Source organism: Cyclobacterium sp. (genome assembly GCF_014762705.1).
Taxonomy (GTDB): Bacteria; Bacteroidota; Bacteroidia; order Cytophagales; family Cyclobacteriaceae; genus Cyclobacterium.
The window spans coordinates 34,046-53,506 of sequence record NZ_JABURL010000095.1; the positions used below are offsets into that span (position 1 = coordinate 34,046).

Genomic DNA, 19,461 nt, shown 5'->3' on the forward strand with positions numbered 1-19,461 from the left:
TATTGAATTTAATTTTAAGGGCAAGTGTTAAAATTACTAAACTTAATTCACTATTGTTTTTGTTGCCAAGGTTTTTATGTTTTATTTGAAAGCTATGAATATATTGAAAGTTGAAAACCTGACCAAAACTTACCGGACTGGAAACCGGGAACTCACCGTTTTGGACCAGGTTAGTTTTGAAGTGCGCCTTGGTGATACCTTGTCCATAGTCGGGCCATCCGGAAGCGGAAAAACCACACTTTTAGGGCTTTGTGCCGGACTTGATGTGGCCAGTTCTGGCAGCGTAATATTGGGTGACAAGGCCTTGGAAAAGATGAATGAAGACCAAAGGGCAGCTATCAGAAACCAGATGGTTGGCTTTATTTTTCAGAATTTTCAACTTTTACAAACCCTTACCGCACTGGAAAATGTGATGGTTCCCCTGGAACTCAAAAAAAGGAAGGATGCCAGGACAAAGGCAACTGCACTATTGGAAAAAGTAGGTTTGGGCGACCGGATGACGCATTATCCCAACCAGCTATCTGGAGGAGAACAACAGCGGGTATCCATCGCCAGGGCCTTTGCCAACGAACCGAAAATTTTATTTGCCGACGAGCCCACCGGTAACCTGGATACTGAAACCGGGGAAATGGTGGAAAACCTTATTTTTCAGCTCAATGAAGAAGAGGGCACTACCCTGATCCTGGTCACTCATGATCTGGAATTGGCCGCTAAAACCCATCAATCTATACATATTAAAGGAGGAAAATTACAGGAGGCGGTCAATGGTTGATTGGAACTGGTCATTTTTAATGGCGAAAAGGGAGCTGAGGAAAACGGGGCTTAAGCTTGTTTTGTTTGTTTCTGCCATCGTCATCGGAATCGCTGCTTTGGTGGCTGTTACTTCTTTTGGCGATAACCTGAGCAAAGACATTGATGATCAGGCAAAAGAGCTTTTGGGAGCCGATTTGTCCCTGGAAAAGAGGCAACCCATAGATTTTCCTGAAATAGAAAGCCAGGCCAATGCACAGGCTTTTGAGGTGAATTTTGCTTCCATGGTATATTTTCCGAAAGTTGGCCAGAGCAGGCTCACCCAGGTAAGGGCATTGGAGGGAGATTTTCCTTTCTATGGAAAGCTGGAAACAATCCCTGAAGCCGGTGAGGCTGATTTCAGGAAAGGCTACAAAAGGGCTTTGGTGGAAAAAACCCTTATGGCCCAATTTGGAGCAGCTGTAGGTGACAGTATTAAAGTAGGCAATGTAACTCTTGAAATAGTAGGATCATTGCAGAGAGTGCCCGGCCAAAATGGCATTACGGCCACAGTGGCACCGGCTGTTTACATTCCGATGGACCAATTGGAGGCCTCAGGCCTGGTCCAATATGGCAGCCGTGTAGAGTACGTCCATTATTTTAAATTCCCGGAAGAGCTGGAGATAGAGGCCTTGGTTAATGAATATGAAGAGCAATGGGACGAAGACAAAGTAGATCATGAGACCGTGCAATCCCAAAAGAATTCTACAGGCAGGTCCTTTCAAAACCTCACCAATTTCCTGAGCCTGGTGGCTTTCATTGCCGTTTTGCTGGGCTGTGTAGGAGTGGGCAGTGCTATCAATGTATTTGTAAAAGAGAAATTGCCGTCTGTTGCGGTTTTGAGATGCCTGGGGGTAAGGTCGAAAGAAATCGTGACCGTATATTTGGTGCAAATTTTCATAATGGGGCTTATCGGCTCCCTGCTGGGGGCTGCTTTGGGTGCATTTTTGCAATTTTTGTTGCCATTCGTTTTCAGTGACTTTCTGCCAGTGGAGGTGAGCGTTCAGATTTCCTGGAAAGCCATCGCCATGGGAACCATCACTGGTGTATTGATATCCATTCTTTTTGCTTTGATTCCCTTACTCAAAATCAGGAAGGTTTCTCCCATGATGACATTGCGGCCCGATGATCAGACCACAGGGCTGGGGAAGGACCCTTTGCGATGGATGGTGTTGATAGCCATTTTGTTGTTTATTCTGGGATTTAGCTTTTTTCTGCTTCAGGAATGGGATGAAGCATTGTGGTTTACGGGATACGTGATTTTTGCATTCGGGGCTTTGTGGCTTCTGGCTTTGGGCACCATGAAGGCCATCCGGAAATTTCTTCCGATTTCCCTCAATTATCCCGCCAGGCAGGCCCTGGCCAATCTGTACCGACCCAACAACCAAACCGTGTCGTTACTGGCTACCATTGGTTTGGGAACGGCCATGATCGGCACCCTGTTTTTTATCCAAAACCAACTACTGGATGAAGTTCGTTTTGCTGATAAGGAGGACCAACCCAACATGTTGTTTTTTGATATTCAAACGCACCAGGTAGACAGCATGAAGTCGGTGCTGGAAGAAAAAGGCTTGCTTCTTCTGCAGCACGTGCCTATAGTTACGATGGGGGTGTCGGAAGTCAATGGACTCACCAAAAAGGACAATGAGGAATTGGCCGATGAGGAAAGGAGGTCCAACTCCATGTATGACCGCGAATTCAGGGTCACCTACAGGGATACCCTGATCAAAACAGAGGAACTGATCGCTGGCAAACTGATTCCTTATGAGAGTGAAAATGACAGCATTTTCGTATCCATGGAAGAGGGCTATGCGGAAAGAAATCATGTGGAATTAGGAGATGAAGTGGTCTTTAACGTGCAGGGGAGGCCACTAACCACCTATGTGGGGAGTTTCAGAAAAGTAAATTTCAGACAAGTGTCTACCAACTTCCTGGTGGTTTTTCCGGATAAGGTTTTAGAAAATGCCCCAAAATTCCATGTGCTGATCACCAAAACCAAAAATGATCAGGAATCGGCAGACATTCAAAACCTGATGGTTAGGCAGTTTCCCAACGTGTCCGTCATCAACCTGAGCATGATAGTCGAGACCCTGGAAGATATCTTGAGCAAGATCAGCTTTGTCATTCAGTTCATGGCTTTGTTTAGCATACTTACAGGCGTATTGGTGTTGATCAGTTCCCTGCTGATCAGCAAGTTTCAGCGCATCAGGGAAAATATTTTATTGAGGATCATAGGAGCAGAAAAAAGGGTTTTGTTGAAAATCAATGCACTGGAATACTTTTTTCTGGGTAGCCTTGCCGCAGGAGGAGGGGTCGCGCTGTCTGTAATAGCAGCTTTTTTATTGAGCTATTATGTTTTTGAAATTAGTTTTCGTATGGAATGGCTGCCCTTATTGTTGGTCTTCGGACTGATCACTGCGCTCACTGTCTTTTTGGGTTGGATCAACAGCCTGAATATACTGAAAGCAAAAACCATGGATATATTGAGAACTTAGGAATACAGTTTCCTTCCTGATAATCAGGATTTTATTGGGTTTCAAAAAATAATTTACATTTTATTGAAACCTTTTAACTGTAATAAATGTATATACATTAAATACAAATTGAAATAAATGAAAATTGAAGAGGAAATCAGGCAAAAGCCCTTTAAGGATGTCTATACCAAGGCCATGGTGAACTTGCTGTATACCCATAGTTACCTGGTTTCCCGCCAAAGCAGGCTTTTCAAGCCTTACGGCTTGTCTCCTGAACAATACAATGTGTTGAGAATTCTCCGGGGAAAACACCCGGATCCCACAACAGTTTCCTCCATTCAGGACAGGATGCTCAATAAAATGAGCAATGCATCCCGTTTGGTGGAAAAGCTGAAACAAAAGGGGATGGTGGAAAGAAAGGAATGTGCAGAAGACCGCAGACAAGTGGATATCACCATTACCGATAAGGGTTTAGAGACACTCAGTCGGTTGGAAAATGAAGTTAAGCTATTCAATAAGGATTCCATACAACTCTCGGAGGAAGAAGCCAATCAATTGAATGGACTATTGGATAAACTAAGAGGGTAAAATTTTTTACCCAAATTAATGTATATACATAAAATGTAATAACTTATAAAATAAATCTGTAAACAATTAAAATTCAACATTATGAGCACTACAAAATGGACCATTGATCCAACACATTCAGAAGTATCCTTTAAGGTAAAGCACCTGGTAATTTCTACCGTAACCGGTTATTTCAGGGAATTTGAAGGGCAGGCAGCAACAAAAGAGGAAGATTTTTCTGGAGCAAGCGTTGGCTTTACCGCAAATATTGACAGCATTGATACCAACCAAAAGGACAGGGACGCACATTTGAAATCGGCCGATTTTTTTGATGCCGCCAACCATCCAAAACTGACTTTTGCCAATGGCAAGCTGGAAGAAAAGGAGGGGGAGTTTGTTCTGAATGGTGAACTGACCATCAAAGAGACAACCAAACCGGTTTCTTTCAAGGTAGACCATGGGGGAGTGGCCGTGGATGGTTATGGACAAACCAAGGCTGGTTTTGAACTGGAGGGGAAAATTTCTAGGAAAGCTTTCGGTTTGACCTGGTCTGCCGTGACCGAGGCGGGAAGTGTTGTCGTCGGTGACGAAGTAAAAATTCTGGCCAGTATACAGCTGGTAAAACAATAAATAGGTACATTCATTCCGGGTTCTGGGATTTTTCAGGGCCCGGAAATTAATCCTTGACCCATGGAAAATTTAATTTCAGGTATCCATCATGTAACGGCTATTGCCTCAGATCCACAGCGCAATGTTAATTTTTACACACAGGTGCTGGGCTTGAGGCTGGTAAAAAAAACCATCAATTTTGATGCTCCGAATGTGTATCATTTCTATTTTGGAACAGAAAAGGGAAGTCCGGGGACTATTCTTACGTTTTTCCCATTTAAGGCTGCCGCCAGGGGAAGGAGAGGTTTGGGGGAAATGACTTTCACCTCCTTTTCGATTCCTGAGAGATCACTTGATTTTTGGAAAGACAGGTTAAGCTCCCTGAATATTGTACATTCTGATACAATAAGCAGGTTTGGGGAGCAATTGGTCAGGTTTACCGACCATGATGGAATGGGTCTGGAGTTGGTGGCTGCAAAGGGAGACGACAGGAAGGGATGGTCAGGTGGAAGTATACCCGAAGATATGGCCATCAAGGGTTTTTTTGGTGCTACCCTGAATGTCAGGGATAGCAAGCCAACTGCTGCAGTATTGACAGAAGTATTGAACTACAGCTTGATCGATAAAATACAAGACAATCGTTTCCGTTATGGGATTGCTGGGAAGCCAGGGGAAACCATAGACTTGGTTGTAGCTGATCCTGACTCACGATCCATCCAAAGTGCCGGCTCGGTGCACCATTTGGCTTTCCGGACAAAGAATGAAACGCAGCAATTACGCATTCAGGGAATATTGCATGACTTTGGCTTACAGGTTACTGAAGTAAAAGACAGGAATTATTTTAAATCAATCTATTTCAGGGAACCTGGAGGGATATTGTTTGAAGTGGCCACTGATGAGCCAGGATTTTTGATAGACGAGTCCAGTGAAGGCCTGGGTAATGCGTTAAAACTGCCTGAGTGGGCCGAGCCACAAAGAGCACAAATTGAAAAGCAACTTGAACCGATTCAGGTTAATTATGATGTACGATGGAAGGAATAATTAAAACAGGAAAGGATTTTGCAGCAGCTGACAAGGTTGCCATTCTGATTCATGGCAGGGGGGCAACTGCAGGCAGCCTGTTAGGCTTGGCAGATGCTTTGGCGCTGGATGATTTTGCGATTTTGGCACCACAGGCACCTGGCAACACCTGGTATCCCTATGGCTTCATGGCCCCGGAAAAGGAAAACGAGCCTCATCTGAGCCAATCTCTGGAAATAATCAATAATCTGGTGCAACATGTTTTGGATCAGAAAAAGGACCTTGATCAACTGTATTTTATTGGTTTTTCCCAGGGGGCCTGTCTTTCACTGGAGTTTGTAGCACGACATCCCGCCAGATATGGTGGAGTGATTGCTTTTACCGGAGGTTTGATAGGTGAATCACTGTCACCCTACGAAGGAGACCTGAAAGGTACACCGGTATTCATTGGTGCCAGCCTGGAAGATTTCCATGTTCCTTTTTCCAGGATTAAGGATTCCGAGCGCATATTGACAACCTTAGGGGCCAGGGTGAAAGCAATCGGATTTCCAGACCGGCTTCACAGCATACGGGAGGAAGAAATTCTTGCAGCAAATCAATTTGTGCTGAATAGTTGATAAAACTGATTGTCAAAAAGCCAGTTTAAACTTGCCGATGATATTTTTGTGGCAGTGATTCCAGCATTTATTTATTCTGGCCCATGATTTGTCATAACTTTCATAGAAGATATACCGTAAAGGCTGTATCCATAAACGAAATTCAGCAAGTCATGAAATCGACACGATTAAAATCATCATTAAACACACAGGGCAATGATTATTTTAATCGTCAAAGATTCCATATCCTGCCCCGACAAATCGGGGTGGCCTATTAAAAACAAATTATTAACACATGCACATGAAACAAATCATTCTGTTCATCTTCATTCTCCTGGTTAATACCTTTGGGGCTTTTGCCCAGAAATCAAATCAAATAGCTGTACAGGGCGCAAGTGAAATCAAGGTAATGCCGGACGAGGTTATGCTGACTGTTTCCCTTTCAGAAAAAGCGATGAAAACGGCCGAGGTGACAGCCGCATTAAACAAAAAGGCCAAACAGGTAACCAATGCATTAGAGAAAAGTGGTGTGAAAGGTTACGAAATGACAGCGGATAATTACTTCGTAAATGTAAACAGGATTTACATTAAAGGGACGACAAAGGACAGTGGGTATGTGGCCAGCCAAAACCTGAGCATCCTGGTAAAGGATACTGGTGAAGATTTGGTCAAAATAATTCAGGCCCTTCATGAGGCCACCGATTTGGGCTTCCAAATGGAATACAGGTTATCTGATGAGGTCAAAAAAACGTACCGGGAAAAATTATTGCAGCTTGCCATAGCCGATGCGAAAAGAAAGGCCGAGATCATTGCTGCATCCTTGAATTTAACCAAGGTTTCTGTGCATCAAATCAATTACCAGTCGGGATCTTCCATTGAGCCGGTGGTTTACAGGGCAGAATCCATGAGAATGAAAGCCAGCGACCAATATACTCCTCCAACACTAAGTCCTGACGAGCAAACGCTTACCGATCAAATCAATATGATTTTTACGTTTGAAATGGAAGGGTAAGAAACCAGGTGTCCGGAACGGCAGTTGGAAAGCTTCAGGTCATTTCATCCAAGGTTCTTTTCCGGACATTTTTTGATGTAAAGCATTCAGTACAAAACCTTGATGGTAGCCAGGGATGAGATCCGCTCGATATACCAAAAAGAGGTTATGGTTTTACTTTTCCTTTAAGTAACTTTATGCGAAAACGGTTTGGAAGATGGTGTTAAGTAGCCTGGAATGTTGAAACTATTTTTTATATTTAATTGCCCGAAAAACGCAGTTGAGATGAGAGAATAACATTTTCCGGATGAGTTGAGTTTTAAAATCATGAAAAACACCCCTATTTTACATTTTCTTGAAGAATTGACCCAAAACAATTCCAAGGATTGGATGGATGCCAACAGGGACTGGTACCTACAGGTAAAGGAGCGTCTTTTGGAGGATGTGGCAGAAATCCTATCGGCTTTGAGTGAGAGGCAGCCACTTTTTTCCGAGCTGCGTCCAAAGGATTGTATTTTCCGGCAAAACAGGGATGTCAGGTTCAGTGCCAACAAGCAGCCATACAAGACCAATATGGCGGCCTATTTTGCAATTGGCGGGAAAAAGTCAGCCGGCCCGGGATATTACCTTCATTTGCAGCCAGGTGGAAGCTTCGTAGGAGGAGGGATCTATATGCCTGCTGCAGAAACCTTGAAAAAAATAAGACAGGAGATTGATTATTCAGGAGAAGAACTAGACAACATCCTACACCGACCCGAATTCCACTCCTTTTTTGGGGATATGGAAGGTGAGCAGCTGAAGACTTCTCCCAGAGATTATGATAAGGATCACCCCTACCTCAAGTATTTGAAGTACAAAAGTTTTATTGTTTCAAAACCTGTAAGCGATCAGGAAATTCACTCCGGAAATTATGTGAAACAGGCAATATCGGCCTTTGAAATGATGCTTCCCTTCTATGAATTTTTGGAAAGGGCCATTGGTACAACGGAAGATGAGGCCTTTTTGCTTTAAAGCAGGTGTTCTTCTATGGCCATGGCCACCCCATCTGCTTTGCTATTGGCCGTGAGTTTTTTGGCAACAGCCTTTACTTCTTCCCTGGCATTTCCCACGGCTATGCCCAGTCCAACGCTTTTCAACAGGTCGATGTCATTGAAATTGTCCCCAAAAGCCATGACCTCTTCCATGGCAATGTCGTAGTTTTTAAGAATCAGTTCCAAACCTGTCGCTTTGGAAATGGACCGAGGGGCAATTTCTATATAGGTGTCTTTGGAGCGATAAAGATGAAGCAGGCTTGAAAAATTTTGCTCCAATTGACCATAAAGCCATTGAATGGCAGTAGCCTCTCCCATGCACATGACCTTGTGTGCACCCCGCTGCTCCCTTTGCCAGGAATCGATAACGACAGCATTTTTGAGGATGCCTGCTTTTACTTTGGTGGCTTTTTCTTCTTTTTCAGTCCATTTATCCACTTGTGGCGCATACCATTCATTTGCGGAATAGAGACTGATATGGATCTCCTTATTTCTGGCCAGTTCGACGATTTTTCCGCATATTTTTGCTTCAATCCAGGTAGAGCTCAGGGCTGAGTGCTGATCTTTGGGAGGATGGATTACAAAGCCCCCATTGTAACAGATTATAGGATTGTTTTCTCTTTGAAGGTCTTTCTGTAAATGCGTCATGGCGGCAGGCATTCTGGATGAAGCCAGAATGACAGGAAAATTTGCAGGCAGAGCAGCGAAAGCTTCCCGGGTGCGTTTGGAGATTTCCCGGTTCTGATCTAGTAAAGTCCCGTCTATATCTGTACAAATTGCTTTGATGCGCATTATTCATGAATGATTTTCGCAAAGATATGGATTCAAATGGCTTTGCTAAAAAGGGGCTTTGATTTTTTGTTGTTTTGCATGTAGGGATCAAGAGCCGCACATATGTTTCGCACGAAAGGCTTTCCTTCCTCTGTGATCCTTACTCCATTCGCATCAAAAGCAACCATTTTCTCTTTCTCAAAAACCAATAGTTGATCCAACAGCTCTTCTGATAAGGATTCCAGATCTTTCCAGGAAGCTTTGTGGTTACATATCAGCTCCAATATTAGATTTTTGATTTTAAGGTTTTCCTCACTTTGTACATGGCCCTTTACCAAAGGAATTGTTCCCCCTATTATTTTCTCTTTGTAAAGATCGACGGACTTTTCATTTTGTCCATAGGCGTAATAAATGTCACTGATGGCACTGCAGCCCAAGCCTAAGAGTATTTTTGATGGAGATGTGGTGTAGCCCATAAAGTTCCTGTGGAGTTTGTTGTTGTTTTTGGCCTTTAGCAATGGATCTTCGGGTAGCGCAAAATGATCCATCCCAATTTCCTCGTAGCCCATTTCGAGGAGCCAGTTTTTACCCTGCTCGTACAAATCCCTCTTTTGATTTTCATCGGGCAAATAAGCCTCAAATGATTTTTGTGCCGGAAAAGCAGCTGGCAGGTGGGCATAACTGTAAAAGGCAATCCTTTCGGGCATCAACTCCTTCACTTTTTGGAAGGTGGCTTTCATGGTCTCCAGTGTCTGATGGGGCAGGCCGTAAATCAAGTCGAAATTTATGGAGCGATAACCCAGCTGTCGGCTTTGTACGGTTACTTCTTTAACTTTTTCAAAGGGCTGTATGCGGTGGATGGCGAGCTGTACTTGCTGGTCAAAATCCTGAATACCATAACTCACTCTGGAAAACCCGAATTGGGCCAGCGTTTGCAGGTGGTCTTTGCTGGTATTGTTGGGATGACCTTCAAAGCTAAATTCAAATTCCTCTGAGCGGGTGGAGGTTCTGCTGATGTGGTTGAGCAGGATTCCGAGGCTTGTTGGAGAAAAGAATGTAGGCGTGCCACCACCCAGGTGGATACCTGCAAGTTTGGGCTTCTCGTCCAGTAGTTCAAGGTAAAGGTTCCACTCTTTCATTATGGCGGAAATATAGGGTAATTCTACCCGGTGATTTTTGGTGATCCTTTTGTTACACCCGCAATAAGTACACAGGCTTTCACAATAAGGTAAGTGGATGTAGAGGGAAATTCCATCTGACTTGCCAAATGCTTCATATGCCTGAATGAAATGGTTTTTCCAGCTTTCTGTGCTTAAGCTATTGTTCCAGTGTGGTAAGGCCGGGTAGGAGGTATATCTTGGGACCGGGACATTGTATTTTTTAATGAGGTCTGATGCCGACATAGGGATAGAATAATTATTTGAAAGTACAAATTACCCCATCCATGCCTCCGGAAACTATGACAAGAGAAGTTTAAAAGCCTGATAAAAATCAGGGTTTTGCTGCAAGTTGCTTTTTAAATCAAAATACCTGGTGTCATGACAACGCTTGAATGAGGGGTATATTTTGAGTTAGGTCAGGGTAAAAAAACAAGCATGGTGGTAACTGGGTGGGGCTTTTTGTGACGTTGAGGTAGCTCAAAGGAGCCACCGGATAACCTGTAGATTCAGGCTGGACATGACATTAATTGTTGTTCAGATAGTAACTTACAGGTACGTAGGGAAGGTTAAAAGTATTGGCGACTGCCTGATACACCACATCTCCTTTGATGATGTTTAGCCCGGCTTTCAGTTCAGGGTACCTGATACATGCATCTCTCCAGCCCCTTTTGGCCAATTCCAATGCATAAGGCAAGGTAGCATTGGTCAGCGCAAGTGTGGAAGTATAGGGGACCGCTCCCGGCATATTGGCTACACAATAATGAAGTACGCCTTCTATGGTATAGGTGGGTTTTTCGTGAGTGGTAGGTTTGCAGGTTTCTATGCAACCTCCCTGATCCACCGCCACATCTACCAATACGGTGCCGGGCACCATTTCCCTGAGCATATCTTTGGTGATCAGGTGAGGTGCTTTGGCTCCGGGGATAAGTACAGCTCCTATGATCAAGTCAGCCGTTGGAATTAGGTTTCTGATATTGTATTCATTGGACATCATGGTTTTGACATTCTTGGGCATGACATCAGAAAGGTAACGCATGCGTGGCAAGGACACATCCAGAATGATTACATCCGCCCCCAGCCCTGAGGCCATCCATGCCGCCTGGGTGCCTACAATACCCCCGCCCAGGATCAAGACTTTTGCAGGTAGAGTTCCCGGTACACCGCCCAACAAAATTCCCCTTCCACCCAGAGGTTTCTCCAGATAGTTTGCCCCTTTCTGAACGGCCATGCGGCCTGCTACCTCAGACATTGGCACCAGCAGGGGTAAGCTTTTGTCTGGTTTTTCAACGGTTTCATAGGCAAGGCAGACCGCTTTGCTTTTCACCATGGCTCTGGTAAGCGGTTCATAAGAAGCAAAATGAAAATAGGTAAACAGCAACTGGTCTTCCCGGATCAATTCATATTCCGAGGAGATGGGTTCTTTGACCTTCATAACCATTTCGCCTGTTTCATAGGTAGCCTCAATGCTGGGCAGGATCTTTGCCCCGGCTGTTTCGTAAGCCTCATCCATGAATCCACTGCCTTCTCCGGCCGACTTTTGAACAAAAACCTCATGGCCATTTTTGACGAACTCCTTCGCTCCTGCGGGCGTTAGGGCTACTCTGTTTTCATTGTTTTTGATTTCCTTGGGAATGGCTATGCGCATGGTTGATATGGTTTGGTTAAAGTCTTCAGCAAATATAAGCAGCCTGCACAGTGCAGGGAACTTTCATCTGAGAAAAGTTTTCAGATTCCATAAAAAGTTGGGAGATAATAAAAATAGCCGGGTTTTTTTTAGTTCTTCATCCCTGAGATAGAAGTATAAATAATATTGGCAGCCGCTGATTGATGGTTTATGTTGTAAATTTAAATAATAAGGAATTTAATTCTTTTTTTAATGTTTATTTCCGATAATTTAGAATAATATTGTTTTTAATTGATTTTTTATACTTTTGAAAATTGGGATAACTCCAAAAAATGTGTATTTTTGAAAACCTTGGTACTCCCCATGAGAAGAAAACAGTTTAATTGATGAATATGGAATCCTTATCCACATTGACTGAAGAAAAAGCAGTAATTTCAGATAAAAGGCGGATTTTAGCCGATTACAAGATGGTCATGATCAGCAGGCATGCCTCTTTGACGGTGAGGAAAGAAGTTTTCATGGGTAAGGCCAAATTCGGCATCTACGGAGATGGAAAGGAATTGGCTCAGGTGGCCATGGCCAGGTATTTTGAACCAGGGGATTTCAGGTCAGGATATTACCGGGATCAGACCTTGATGTTTGCCATGGAGGAATTGGGATTGCAGGAGTACTTTGCACAGCTTTATGCACATACGGATATCAAAGCAGAACCTGCCAGTGGAGGCCGGTTGATGAATGGGCATTTTGCCACCAGGTCCCTGAATGACGATGGCTCATGGAAGAATTTGATGGAGATCAAGAATTCTACCGCGGATATTTCTCCCACTGCAGCCCAAATGCCAAAGCTTTTGGGACTGGCGTATGCTTCCAAGCTGTACAGGGAAAACCCCGCACTCCACAACATGAAGACTTTTTCCAATAAAGGCAGCGAGGTGGCCTGGGGGACCATCGGTAATGCCTCCACCGCAGAGGGAATGTTTTTTGAAACTTTCAATGCGGGAGGAGTTTTACAGGTGCCCATGGTGATTTCGGTTTGGGATGATGACTATGGTATTTCAGTTACCAATGAATTTCAGGTTACTAAGGCGAGTATTTCTACTGCTTTGGAAGGATTTAGAAGAAATCACAAAGAGAAGGGATATGAGATCCTGGTTGTAAAAGGCTGGGATTATGAGGGTTTGGTGACTGCCTACAGGAAAGCAGCAACTTTGGCTAGGGAAAAACATGTTCCTGTATTGGTTCATGTTACCGAAATGACCCAACCACAGGGCCATTCCACATCGGGATCCCATGAAAGGTATAAAAGCAAAGCACGGTTGGCCTGGGAAGCGGAAAATGATTGTGTGGTAAAATTCAAGGAATATATCCTGGATAATAATTTTGCCACCAAAGAGGAACTCGACAAGATAGATGAAGCTACCAAACAACTGGTAAAGGACAGTAAGGACAAAGCCTGGAAGGCGTTTACTACTACGATAAAGAAAGAATTGGACGAAGCGGTCCTGCTGATCAGGGAGTTGGCAGGTAACAGTGCCTGCAAAAGTGAATTGAACCAGTTGGCCCAGGATTTAAGACAAATGCTCAACCCTGTCCGCATGGATGTCATCAGTTCTGTCAGAAAAGCATTGTTCCTGGCTAGAAATGAGCCAACCGAGATAAAAGCCAAAATTCAGGAATGGTACCGCCTACAGAAGCAATTGAATGAGGAGCGTTACTCCAGTCATCAGTACAGTGAATCCAAAGCCCGTTCGTCTGAAATAGTTCCGGTGCCGGTGCAGTATACCGATCCATCACCTATGGTAGACGGCCGTGAAGTATTGAAAGCTTGTTTTGATGAGATGCTTGCCAGAGATCCCAGGGTTTTTGCGATTGGAGAGGACGTAGGCAAAATTGGGGATGTGAATCAGGCCTTCGCAGGTCTGCAGGCCAAACATGGTGAACTGAGGGTAACGGATACGGGAATAAGAGAGGTAAGTATCATAGGCCAGGGCATTGGTGCTGCCCTCAGGGGTTTGAGGCCTATCACAGAGATTCAATACCTGGACTACCTGATCTATGCCTTGATGACCCTGTCAGATGACCTTGCTTGTTTGCATTACAGGACCAAAGGCGGGCAAAAAGCACCTTTGATCATCAGGACCAGAGGGCACCGGCTGGAAGGGGTTTGGCATTCCGGATCACCCATTGGGATGATTTTGAGCAGTCTGAGAGGAATATTGTTATGTGTACCCAGGAACATGACCCAGGCTGCGGGAATGTACAATACGCTTTTGGAGGCAGATGAGCCAGCCATCATGATTGAGGTTCTCAATGGGTACCGCTTAAAAGAAAAAATGCCTTCGAATATTGGGGATTTTAAATTGACTTTAGGTCATCCTGAGATTCTAAGAGAAGGTGAGGACATTACCGTTGTGACCTACGGAGCCATGTGCCGAATAGTGTTGAATGCTGCCGAGGAGTTGGCTGCAATAGGGATTTCCGTAGAGGTGATAGATGTGCAAACCCTTGTTCCATTTGATGTCAATCAGATCATAGCTGCTTCTGTCAAGAAGACCAATCGTGTCATTTTTGCCGATGAAGATGTTCCTGGTGGGGCATCGGCATTTATGATGCAGCAGGTAATAGAAGGGCAGAATGCTTATTTTTACCTGGATGCGAAGCCTGTAACCCTTTCCGCCAAAGAACACAGGCCGGCCTATTCATCGGATGGGGATTATTTCTCCAAACCCAGCAGTGATGATGTGATAGAAAAGGTATATGAAATCATGCATGAAGCCAATCCGGGTAAATTTCCGGCCATTTATTAAATAAAAAGGAGTTAAAAGCTGCCTGCTTTTTTTATCTTTCTATCTGGGCTAGGGTGAAATCGGGGGTAGTTACTACGTTGCTGCGGTTTAGTGCCCTGTCCTGAACCTGAAGTTCCAACCGGAGCGTATCCGTACGAAAAATGCTGTTCCATCCCAGGGAAAGCATGGAGTAACGGATATTCCCTTCTATGGCCCTTCCTCTTTCTTCCTCAAGCATTCTTGGAAATCTACCATTGAAAGTAGTGAAATAAGGAGGGTCTGACCATTTAAATTCTGTATAATTACCTCCTCTTTTGATAAAAAATTTCACAAAAATATTATAGTAATCTTCATTTTCTGAAACCCAAAGTGTGTCCTCGATCTCTACATTGTTGATCAAAGGAAAGATAACCCAATCCCGGTTGTTAAAGGAGGGGGCATCATCCGGCCTGTTGCTGTAGGTGATAAAGTTGCCCTCATCATCAGTGAGATAATTGAGTTCATTGAAGGGAGGGAATAAATCCCTGGCATTCAATCCCAGATCCCCTTCAGCATCCCTGAAATTTAGGGTGATGATCAAAGAATCAGCTCCAGAAGCCTGAACAAACTCCATATTGTTGAAACTGATATCCGGGATGGTTGGGAAATCATCAGGAGGTGAGATACAGCCTCCCCAAACGGACAATATGATCAGGACGATGATATAATGATTTTTTAACTTCATGGGTAATCCGTAATTTTACATTTGGATCGGTTGGGTGTAAAAATGATTAAATTTTAGGTTTTACCATAAAATAACGATGAATTATTTTAAAAGTTTTAGCGAAAAAATAAATTCAGGTAAAATCGGGGATTTTACAGCAGCGGCGCTTGATCTGTTTCATTTTCAGTCCAGAAACAACAAGGTTTACCGGGATTATATCACAGCCAGGAATATTCAGCCAGAAAAGATCAGTAGGTTGACCGATATTCCCTACCTGCCCATCTCATTTTTCAAATCAGCAAAAGTGGTTTCCGGTCCCGAGAACCAGTTTGACCAATATTATTCCAGTAGTGGAACCACCGGAATGCAGCATAGCAGGCATTATATATGGTCCAAAGCTTTTTATCTTTCTCATGCTGTAAACCTATTTGAAAGGGTCTATGGTTCTTTGCAAGATTTCCACATCCTTGCCCTTTTACCTTCCTATATGGAAAGAGAGGGGAGTTCTCTGGTCGACATGGCCGCGTGTTTTATAGAAAAAAGCCGATCCGAACATTCCGGGTTTTATTTGTACGAACATGAGGCCCTTTTGGAAAAAATCAGGGTGCTTAGGGCCGGGAAAAGAAAAGTATTGCTGATGGGAGTTACCTTTGCCCTTTTAGATCTTGCCGAAAAAGTTGCGGATCATACTGATTTTGGTAATCTGATCGTTATGGAAACAGGAGGTATGAAGGGCCGCCGGAAGGAAATGGTCAGGGAAGAAGTTCATGATCAACTTAAAAAAAGTTTTGGGCTTGACCATATTCATTCAGAGTACGGAATGACGGAATTAATGTCCCAGGCCTATTCTCCGGGTGATGGCAGGTTTTGGGAAACACCCAGTTTACGGGTATTGATTCGTGATGCCTATGACCCTTTTCATATGGTGAAAGACAGATCCGGTGCTATCAATATCATCGACCTGGCAAATGTTCATTCCTGTGCTTTTTTGGAAACCCAGGATTTGGGCAAAAAAAATAAGGACGGGAGTTTTTCTGTGTTGGGAAGAATGGACAACAGCGAAATAAGGGGATGTAATTTAATGATTAATTAATTTTGTATTTAAATACTAAATACACATATTTGGGCGTAATATAACAAGACTATGAAAACAATAATGACAATTTTGGTGGTAGGTGCGATTTTGATATTGTCTTCTTGTGCTTCCAGCAAGCCTTGTCCGGCTTATGCCAAGACAACGGATGTGGAAGTTAGAGGCTAGAATTCAAGGGATCTAATAATTTGCGTATTTTTTGATGTCATCGGCGGAGATGTTTTTTCCACCAAGGATCACCAACCTCTCGATCACATTTCTCAGTTCCCGGATGTTTCCTGTCCATGGAAATTCCTGTAGTTTAAGGATGGCCTTGGAGTCAATCTCTTTTTTGGCTGTTCCATACTCTGCGGCGATGTCCCCCAAGAATTTATCAACCAAAAGGGGGATGTCTTCTTTTCTGTCCCTGAGGGGAGGAACCTGAATCAATATGACGCTGATTCGGTGGTACAGGTCTTCCCGGAAATTACCTTCGGCTATTTCCTTTTTTAAGTCTTTGTTGGTGGCAGCCAGTACGCGCACATCTATTTTGATGTCTTTGTCTCCACCTACCCGGCTGACTTTATGCTCCTGCAGGGCCCTCAAAACCTTGGCCTGGGCAGAAAGGCTCATGTCTCCAATTTCATCCAAAAAGATAGTTCCTCCATTGGCTTGCTCAAACTTGCCCTGACGTTGCTTCATGGCAGAAGTGAAAGCACCCTTTTCATGTCCAAAAAGTTCACTTTCTATCAGTTCGGAGGGAATAGCCGCACAATTTACCGCAATGAACGGGGCAGCCACACGACTGCTTTTTTCGTGCACCCAGTGAGCGACCAGTTCCTTTCCGGTACCATTTGGTCCGGTGATCAAAACCCGGGCATCAGTGGGGGCAACCTTTTCAATGGTTTCTTTAACAATATTTATGGCCTGAGATTCACCTACCATATCCAGCTTTTTGGACAACTTCTTTTTTAAAACCTTGGTTTCATTTACCAGGGTTTTCTTGTCCAGCGCATTCCTTACCGTCAGTAGCAGGCGGTTCAGGTCTGGTGGTTTCGGGATAAAATCAAAAGCCCCCTTTTTGGTGGCTTCCACAGCGGTTTCTATACTGCCATGGGCCGAAATCATGATGAATTGAGGTTGTTTGGCAAGCTCTGCCGATTTTGTCAGTACCTCGATACCGTCCATTTTTGGCATTTTGATATCACAAAGAACAAGATCAAATTCTTCATTTTTGATCATGTCAAACCCTTTCTCACCATCCGGGGCTTCGAAAATCTCGTATTTTTCGTATTCAAGAATTTCTTTCAGTGTGGACCTGATAACCTTCTCATCGTCTATTATCAATATTTTCGGCATTTTCCTTTAGCTTTTTTTACTGTTAAAAATGTGCAGGCCTGTAAGCCGGGTTCTGTGTCTTCTCTCGAAGCGTTTGCCATTTATCTGCTCTTTCCTTCACAGAAAAGATCTAACGACCTACCCACTTCGGTTTCCCGGATACCGGGATTGGACGAGCAGCCCTTGGACCGAAGCCTATTTGGTCTTTCAACCCATAAGGTTTGCCTTGCCATGCCAGTCACCTGCCATGCGGTGGGCTCTTACCCCACCTTTTCACCCTTATCCCGATACGGGCAATTGCCTGTACCGTGACGGTATTTTTTCTGTGGCACTATCTGTAGCCCTGGCGTCTCCCCCAGGACCCCTTCCCGTTAGGAAGTATGGCGCTCTATGTTGCCCGGACTTTCCTCTCTTCCTTTTTAATGTAAGGAATAGCGACAAACCAGCCTGCACCTTGCAAAAATAAATGAAATATGCCCATTTATCCCAAGCTTTGGTGCTTTTATTATTTCTATGGTTTTTAGTGCCAGTATTAAGAAAGTTTTAATAGGAGTTCAAAAACTTTTTTCTTTAAAAAGAATTGACCAAATGGGTATCCGGATCCATAATGAATCATCAGGTAGTTGACCGTGGACTTTTTTAAATCCAAGATTTCGTATTGGGATTTCCTGACTTCGGGAAGGTTATAATGAACGAAAAATCAAGTAATTTGAAGACTCCACCGCTTTGGTGAAGTTGAAAACTGTTTCAATTGACTGATTTTGTCAAGGGGCAGTTTTCAATACTTGTGTATCGTTGTGTTGATTTCGGGAAATTAATTTTGGGAATAATTAAAACCTCTGAATTTTTAAACAATTTCCATTCCTTTTGGTTTGATTCCTGTAAGGCTTTTACAAGCTTTTCTTCATAGTGCTGGGTTATGCCGCCTCTTTGCAGAGGCGGCATTTTTGTGTTTTAACAAAACCTGAAAGGGAGGTAGATTTTAGGGACTATCTGGATAAAATAATACCTTTGCAAAAAAAAAAGAAATGATAGTAGTCGGTAATGCGGTAATCAGTGATGATATCAAAGATCATTTTTTTGTTTGCGACCTGGAAAAGTGTAAAGGAGCATGTTGTGTGGAAGGAGATGCTGGTGCTCCTTTGACCGAGGAAGAGACCGGAATACTTGAAAAAGAATATGCCTCCATAGCTCCTTTTATTTCCCCTGAAGGACGGGCAGCAATAAGGAAAAAGGGAACATGGGTCATAGATCAGGAAAACGAAAAAGGGACAACGACTATTGGCAAAAACGGTGCATGTGCCTACGCTGTTGCAGATGAAAAGGGAATATTGAAGTGTGGTATAGAACAAGCTTATAATGAAGGGAAAACATCTTTTAAAAAGCCCATCAGCTGTCACTTATATCCGATCAGAATTACCAAATACGATGAATACGATGCCTTGAATTACGACAGGTGGCACATTTGTGACCCTGCCTGTCACTTAGGCAAAGCTTTGGGAGTTCCTTTGTATCAATTTTTAAAGGATGCTTTGGTAAGGAAATATGGCTTGGCCTGGTACCAAGATTTTTTAAAAGAAATTGAATACACGAAATAATTTTATATTAATAAATTAGTTTTTATTCAAGTGCTTCTTTTTGAATTTCTTATAATGGTTTTTGTATTTATCTATTAAAGTCATTTGAAATCTCTTCCTGGAATTTATATAGTATTGAAAACCCTGACCTCCAGGGTTTTTATTTTTTCTACAAGTCCTTTGTAAATATCAGATAATTATATTTATTACTTAAAGTAATTATATTTCACGATATATAATTTAATATATGTAAAGTGTACATTACTATATATCAAAAAATAAAATGCCTTTAATTTGGGCCATAATACAAAAAATAAGGATCAAAATATAAGTGCTTATCTGAAAGGAAGATT

General features: G+C 43.2%; 16 protein-coding genes and 1 other RNA gene. 11 read left to right on the forward strand and 6 right to left on the reverse strand.

All coding sequences use genetic code 11. The features are described from left to right. Positions 1–94: 94 nt before the first annotated feature. The 8 genes from HUJ21_RS18375 (at position 95) to HUJ21_RS18410 (ending at position 8,057) form a co-directional block, all read left to right on the forward strand. A complete protein-coding gene (locus tag HUJ21_RS18375) occupies positions 95–772 on the forward strand; it encodes an ABC transporter ATP-binding protein (RefSeq protein ID WP_291372025.1) in 678 nt (225 codons plus the stop codon). Further along, entirely contained in the window at positions 765–3,284 is a 2,520-nt protein-coding gene (locus tag HUJ21_RS18380; protein WP_291372026.1) for an FtsX-like permease family protein, read from the forward strand. The genes HUJ21_RS18375 and HUJ21_RS18380 overlap by 8 nt, the downstream gene beginning before the upstream one ends. 117 nt (positions 3,285–3,401) lie before the next feature. Further along, the gene (locus HUJ21_RS18385) at positions 3,402–3,851 is read left to right on the forward strand and encodes a MarR family transcriptional regulator (protein WP_291372027.1); all 450 of its coding nucleotides are present in this window, start codon (positions 3,402–3,404) and stop codon (positions 3,849–3,851) included. 81 nt (positions 3,852–3,932) lie between these two features. Then, positions 3,933–4,460, forward strand: coding sequence for a YceI family protein (locus tag HUJ21_RS18390; RefSeq protein ID WP_291372028.1), 528 nt, complete (start codon positions 3,933–3,935; stop codon positions 4,458–4,460). 60 nt (positions 4,461–4,520) lie between these two features. Further along, complete coding sequence (locus HUJ21_RS18395; RefSeq protein WP_291372029.1) at positions 4,521–5,480, forward strand: ring-cleaving dioxygenase; 960 nt, start codon at positions 4,521–4,523, stop codon at positions 5,478–5,480. Further along, positions 5,468–6,076 (forward strand): alpha/beta fold hydrolase, encoded by a 609-nt coding sequence (locus tag HUJ21_RS18400; RefSeq protein ID WP_291372030.1) that lies wholly within the window; start codon positions 5,468–5,470, stop codon positions 6,074–6,076. Before HUJ21_RS18395 ends, HUJ21_RS18400 begins: the two co-directional genes overlap by 13 nt. A gap of 280 nt (positions 6,077–6,356) precedes the next feature. Then, positions 6,357–7,067, forward strand: a complete 711-nt coding sequence (locus HUJ21_RS18405; protein ID WP_291372031.1) for an SIMPL domain-containing protein — start codon at positions 6,357–6,359, stop codon at positions 7,065–7,067. Positions 7,068–7,373: 306 nt separating this feature from the next. Next, on the forward strand, positions 7,374–8,057 hold the full coding sequence (locus HUJ21_RS18410; RefSeq protein WP_291372032.1) for a DUF2461 domain-containing protein: 684 nt from the start codon (positions 7,374–7,376) through the stop codon (positions 8,055–8,057). On the opposite strand, the gene HUJ21_RS18415 is transcribed toward HUJ21_RS18410, so the two are convergent. From HUJ21_RS18415 to ald, 3 genes are all read right to left on the reverse strand, one after another. Further along, positions 8,054–8,869: a Cof-type HAD-IIB family hydrolase gene (locus tag HUJ21_RS18415; RefSeq protein WP_291372033.1), complete on the reverse strand. Its 816-nt coding sequence runs from the start codon at positions 8,867–8,869 to the stop codon at positions 8,054–8,056. The genes HUJ21_RS18410 and HUJ21_RS18415 overlap by 4 nt on opposite strands. A gap of 32 nt (positions 8,870–8,901) precedes the next feature. Then, on the reverse strand, positions 8,902–10,251 hold the full coding sequence (hemN, locus tag HUJ21_RS18420) for an oxygen-independent coproporphyrinogen III oxidase (protein ID WP_291372034.1): 1,350 nt from the start codon (positions 10,249–10,251) through the stop codon (positions 8,902–8,904). Positions 10,252–10,531: 280 nt separating this feature from the next. Continuing rightward, positions 10,532–11,653: an alanine dehydrogenase gene (gene ald / locus HUJ21_RS18425; protein ID WP_291372035.1), complete on the reverse strand. Its 1,122-nt coding sequence runs from the start codon at positions 11,651–11,653 to the stop codon at positions 10,532–10,534. A gap of 371 nt (positions 11,654–12,024) precedes the next feature. On the opposite strand from ald, the gene HUJ21_RS18430 reads away from it, so the two are divergent. After that, complete coding sequence (locus tag HUJ21_RS18430) at positions 12,025–14,439, forward strand: alpha-ketoacid dehydrogenase subunit alpha/beta (protein ID WP_291372113.1); 2,415 nt, start codon at positions 12,025–12,027, stop codon at positions 14,437–14,439. 31 nt (positions 14,440–14,470) lie between these two features. Here the strand turns inward: HUJ21_RS18430 and HUJ21_RS18435 are convergent, their stop codons facing one another. After that, complete coding sequence (locus tag HUJ21_RS18435) at positions 14,471–15,142, reverse strand: hypothetical protein (protein WP_166147415.1); 672 nt, start codon at positions 15,140–15,142, stop codon at positions 14,471–14,473. A gap of 76 nt (positions 15,143–15,218) precedes the next feature. On the opposite strand from HUJ21_RS18435, the gene HUJ21_RS18440 reads away from it, so the two are divergent. Next, the gene (locus HUJ21_RS18440; protein ID WP_291372036.1) at positions 15,219–16,214 is read left to right on the forward strand and encodes an acyl transferase; all 996 of its coding nucleotides are present in this window, start codon (positions 15,219–15,221) and stop codon (positions 16,212–16,214) included. Positions 16,215–16,394: 180 nt separating this feature from the next. On the opposite strand, the gene HUJ21_RS18445 is transcribed toward HUJ21_RS18440, so the two are convergent. After that, a complete protein-coding gene (locus tag HUJ21_RS18445; RefSeq protein WP_291372037.1) occupies positions 16,395–17,552 on the reverse strand; it encodes a sigma-54 dependent transcriptional regulator in 1,158 nt (385 codons plus the stop codon). Between the two features lie 25 nt (positions 17,553–17,577). Beyond that, an RNA gene (rnpB, locus tag HUJ21_RS18450) (RNase P RNA component class A) lies at positions 17,578–17,985 on the reverse strand. Positions 17,986–18,559: 574 nt separating this feature from the next. On the opposite strand from rnpB, the gene HUJ21_RS18455 reads away from it, so the two are divergent. Beyond that, positions 18,560–19,129, forward strand: a complete 570-nt coding sequence (locus HUJ21_RS18455) for a DUF3109 family protein (RefSeq protein WP_291372038.1) — start codon at positions 18,560–18,562, stop codon at positions 19,127–19,129. The last annotated feature ends 332 nt before the right edge of the window (positions 19,130–19,461 follow it).